Below are 4,388 nucleotides of genomic sequence, written 5' to 3'. Positions count from 1 at the left end.
CCGCATTGCTTAATTTGTTGTTGGGGCGGTTCCAAAACGCTGTTGGGGGCGACGAAACTAGAGTTTCGTCGCCCACAACTACAGATTCGACCAGCCAGAAGTGCGGTTTCGGCCCGCCAGAAGTGCGGTTTCGGCGAGGTCAGCCGACGATGACCTCGATCCGCTGGAACTCCTTGAGGTCGGTGTAGCCGGTGGTGGCCATGGCGCGCTTGAGGGCGCCGACGAGGTTCATGGTGCCGTCGGCGACGTGGGAGGGACCGTAGAGGACCTCCTCGAAGGTGCCGACGGGCTCGAAGGCGACGCGCTGGCCGCGGGGCAGATCGGCGTGGTGGGCCTCGTTGCCCCAGTGGAAGCCCTTGCCGGGGGCGTCCGTCGCCCGGGCGAAAGGCGAACCGACCATGACCGCGTCGGCGCCGCAGGCGATCGCCTTGGCGATGTCGCCGGAGCGGCCGACGGCTCCGTCGGCGATGACGTGAACGTAGCGGCCGCCGGACTCGTCGAGGTAGTCACGGCGGGCGGCGGCGACGTCGGCGACGGCCGAGGCCATCGGCACGGCCACGCCGAGCACGGTCCGGGTCGTGTGCGCCGCACCGCCACCGAAGCCGACCAGGACCCCGGCCGCGCCGGTGCGCATCAGGTGGAGCGCCGCCTGGTAGGTCGCGCACCCGCCCACGATCACCGGGACGTCGAGCTCGTAGATGAACTCCTTGAGGTTGAGCGGCTCGGACTGCGAGGAGACGTGCTCGGCCGAGACCGTGGTGCCGCGGATGACGAAGAGGTCGACGCCGGCGTCGACGACGGCCTTGGCGAACTCCTTCGTACGCTGCGGCGAGAGCGCCCCGGCGACGGTGACGCCCGAGGCGCGCACCTCGCGCAGACGCTCGGTGATGAGCTCGGCCCGGATCGGGGCCTCGTAGATCTCCTGCAGGCGCCGGGTCGCGTCGACACCGCTCATCCCGGCCAGCTCGTCGAGCAGCGGCTTCGGGTCGTCGTAGCGGGTCCACACGCCCTCGAGGTTGAGCACCCCGAGCCCGCCGAGCCTGCCCATGGCGATCGCGGTCGAAGGCGACATCACCGAGTCCATCGGCGCAGCGAGCACCGGGATGTCGAAGCGATAGGCGTCGATCTGCCAGTCGGTGCTCACCTCGGTGGTGTCCCGGGTGCGGCGTGAGGGCACGATCGCCACGTCGTCGAAGGCGTACGCCCGTCGTGCCCGCTTGGCCCTGCCGATCTCGATCTCAGTCACAGGACGGATTGTTCCACGGGACCGGATCGAGATCGGAAAGCACGCACCGACGTGAACAGGTGACGACCTAGTGGCGCACTAGCCGCGTACCGCGGTCAGCAACAGGTATTCCCACCTCATCGTCCCGGCGGTGAGGTAGCGGTCCCCCAGGTCGGCGAGCGCGGCGTCGAGCTCGGCGGTCCGGGACTCGTCGTCGGCGATCCCGCGGTAGGCGACGATCGTCGGCCCGTAGCAGGCCTTGAAGAAGTCGCGGAACTCCGCGCCGGTCTCGAAGGAGTCGACGGCCACCGTCCGCTTCTCGGCCCGGACGGAGGTGACGTGGTCCCCCAGCAGGCCGCGTACGTGGGCCTCGTCGCCCCACCGCGGAGGCGGCTGCGCACCCTCGGGCGGGGGCGCCATGAACGGCTTCATCGTCGCGAACATCTGGCCGATGAAGCCCTCCGGGGTCCAGCTGACCAGGCCGATCCGGCCGCCCGGGCGCACGACCCGGAGCAGCTCGGCAGCCGCCTTCTCGTGGAACGGCGCGAACATGATCCCGACGCATGACATCACGACGTCGAACTCGGCCTCGTCGAACGGGAGCGCCTCGGCGTCGGCGACCCGCCAGGTGATCGAAGCGGCCTCCGAGCCGCGGGCCTGCCCGATCTCGAGCAGCTCCGGGGTCAGGTCGCTCGCGGTCACGTCCGCGCCGGCGAGGGCCGCGGGGACGGCGGCGTTCCCGGTGCCGGCGGCGATGTCGAGGACGCGATCGCCGGCAGCGATCTCGCACGCCTCGACGATCACCTGGCCGAGCTCGGGGATGAGCTCGTCGGCGACCCGGGCGTAGTTCCCCAGGCCCCACATCGCACGGTGGCGGGCCTTCAGCTCGGGTGGTGCGGGTGTTGCGGTCATGTCTCCTCCAAGACGTCGGCCCGAGAGTGGTCTGGAGCCCCCAGCCTCGCCCCCGAGCGCGCCCGGCCGATAGTGCCGGATCTGAACCTGGGGAGGTTCTGGATCTGTACCTGCCACCCCCTTGCCACCCGTTCCCGCCAGCGGTCTACTGAGAGGAGCGGATCTCGGGCCGCACGAGAGAGGCGGTCCGATGGCGGGATACGGCCAGTTCTGTCCGATGGCGAAGGCCATGGAGGTGCTCGACGAGCGGTGGACGCTGCTCGTCGTACGCGAGCTGCTGCTCGGCAGCACCCACTTCAACGAGCTGCGCCGGGGGGTGCCGAAGATGTCGCCGGCCCTGCTCTCCAAACGGTTGCGCACCCTGGAGCGCGCGGGCATCATCCAGCAGCGCGGCGAGGGGAAGCGCACGTCCTACCACCTCACCGACTCCGGCCAGGAGCTCGCCACGGTCGTGACCGCGCTCAACGAGTGGGGCGCGCGCTGGCTCGGATCGCTGGGCCAGGCCGACCTCGACCCGCACCTGCTCTTCTGGGACATGCGGCGCACGATCCCGATCGACGTATGGCCACGGCAGCGCACCGTGGTCGAGTTCGGACTCACCGACGTCGATCCGAAGGTCGCCCGCTGGTGGCTCGTGGTCGCCGCCGACCAGGCCGAGGTCTGCGACACCGACCCCGGCTTCGAGGTCGATGCGCGGCTCACCTGCAGCCTTCGTACGCTCACCGAGATCTGGCGCGGCGACCTCGCCTGGCCGATGGCGCTGCGCGCCGAGATGGTCACGGTCACGGCGGCCGAGGACGTACGCCGGGCCCTCCCCGCCTGGCTCGGCCAGTCCTCCGCCGCCCGCGTCCCTCGGCCCCGGCTTCAGCTCCAGTCGTAGGAGAGGACGAAGCCGTACGCCTCACCGCCGCCCTCCTCGGAGAGCACCATGTCGGCCTCGCCGACGAGCCCTTCGAGGCCACCGGTGCCGAGCCCGGGGATGACGGTGAGGTGAGAGCGCACGGTCTTGTCGGCGTACGCCCCGCTGATCCGCCACACGCACGAGCCCTCCTGGCCGGCGATGGAGCCGGTGAACTGCTCGTACGCCTCGAAGACCGCGCCGCCGGCGGGGTTGCCGTAGGCACCGATCATCCGCGCGACGCCCTTGCCCTCGATCTCGCCGATGTAGGTGTAGTCGGTCTCGGCGGTGGTCAGGCCGCGGTGGGGGATGTAGACGTCGTCGCCCATCTTGGTGCCCTCGCCGTCGATGTCGACGTAGGCCGCCTCGTGCCAGCGCGCGACGGTCATCGTGGTGCTCGCCTTGTTGCCGTAGGACTTCTCAGTGCTCTGTTCGGTCATGGGTCCAGCCTGCTCCGGGAGCAGGGGCGTGGGATTGAAGGAACGCGCCATATCGTTGGCAGCATGGCTGGCCACATGAAGGGCAGGGGCTATCCCGACGCGATCGTGCGGCCGGTGACGGCGGCCCGGACGATCACCACCGAGCGGTTCGCTCCCTCTTCCGCGTTCGTGGGACACCTGGACTACCACTGGTACGTCGGCTGGGATCTCGAGCAGCCCCACGACCAGCAGGTCATCCCGCAGCCCCGGATCCACATCGCTGCCGAGGAGGGCCGACTGCTCGTGCACGGCATCGGGCGCAAGCCGTTCCTGCGCCGCCTGACCGGCCGGGGCCACACGCTCGGCGCCTCGTTCCTGCCCGGGCTCTTCCGCCCGGTGCTTGGCAGCCCGGTCAGCGCCATCGCCGACCAGGTCGTCCCCGCCCAGGAGCTGCTCGGCGTCGACGACCGACCGGCCGCGAACCGGATCCTCTCCTCGGAGACGCCGACGGACATGGTCGCGGTGCTGGAGTCCTACCTGCTGGAGGTCGGTCTCCCCACGGACCCGGTGGCCGAGGACGTACGCCGCTGGCTGGCCCTCGCCGAGACCGACCGCTCGATCACCCGGGCCGAGCAGCTCGCCGAGCGCGCCGGACTGAGCCTGCGGTCGCTGCAGCGGCTCTTCAGCGAGTACGTCGGGATCGGCCCGAAGTGGGTCGTGCAGCGGTTCCGCGTGCTGGAGGTCGCTGCCCGCGCCCACTCCGGCGACGTCGACTGGGCCGCGGTCGCCGCGGAGCTGGACTTCAGCGACCAGGCCCACCTGGTGCGTACGTTCCGGGAGGTCGTGGGCGCTCCCCCGGCGACGTATGCGAAGGACCTCTAGCAGATCCGTCGGGTTGTGAAGCTGAGAGTGGTCTATAGGCCACTCTCAGCTT

At 70.4% G+C, this 4,388-nt stretch carries 5 protein-coding genes; 2 read left to right on the top strand and 3 right to left on the bottom strand.

Annotated elements, in window-relative coordinates; all coding sequences use genetic code 11:
- Positions 1–139: 139 nt before the first annotated feature.
- Positions 140–1,246: a GuaB3 family IMP dehydrogenase-related protein gene (locus H5T77_RS25495; RefSeq protein WP_292653411.1), complete on the bottom strand. Its 1,107-nt coding sequence runs from the start codon at positions 1,244–1,246 to the stop codon at positions 140–142.
- A gap of 78 nt (positions 1,247–1,324) precedes the next feature.
- A complete protein-coding gene (locus tag H5T77_RS25490; RefSeq protein ID WP_292653410.1) occupies positions 1,325–2,137 on the bottom strand; it encodes a class I SAM-dependent methyltransferase in 813 nt (270 codons plus the stop codon).
- 190 nt (positions 2,138–2,327) lie between these two features.
- Here H5T77_RS25490 and H5T77_RS25485 point away from each other — a divergent pair, with 190 nt between their 5' ends.
- The gene (locus tag H5T77_RS25485) at positions 2,328–3,017 is read left to right on the top strand and encodes a winged helix-turn-helix transcriptional regulator (RefSeq protein ID WP_292653409.1); all 690 of its coding nucleotides are present in this window, start codon (positions 2,328–2,330) and stop codon (positions 3,015–3,017) included.
- Here the strand turns inward: H5T77_RS25485 and H5T77_RS25480 are convergent.
- The gene (locus H5T77_RS25480; RefSeq protein WP_292653408.1) at positions 3,002–3,475 is read right to left on the bottom strand and encodes a DUF3224 domain-containing protein; all 474 of its coding nucleotides are present in this window, start codon (positions 3,473–3,475) and stop codon (positions 3,002–3,004) included. The two genes, H5T77_RS25485 and H5T77_RS25480, sit on opposite strands and share 16 nt — an antisense overlap.
- Positions 3,476–3,538: 63 nt before the next feature.
- Between H5T77_RS25480 and H5T77_RS25475 the strand changes: the two genes are divergently transcribed.
- Positions 3,539–4,336, top strand: a complete 798-nt coding sequence (locus H5T77_RS25475) for a helix-turn-helix domain-containing protein (RefSeq protein ID WP_292653407.1) — start codon at positions 3,539–3,541, stop codon at positions 4,334–4,336.
- Positions 4,337–4,388 lie beyond the last annotated feature (52 nt).

The sequence above is a fragment of the Nocardioides sp. genome (assembly GCF_014360585.1).
GTDB lineage: Bacteria > Actinomycetota > Actinomycetes > Propionibacteriales > Nocardioidaceae > Nocardioides.
The sequence above is the reverse complement of the archived record's forward strand: the minus strand, read 5'-3'. Positions and strand labels throughout refer to the sequence as shown.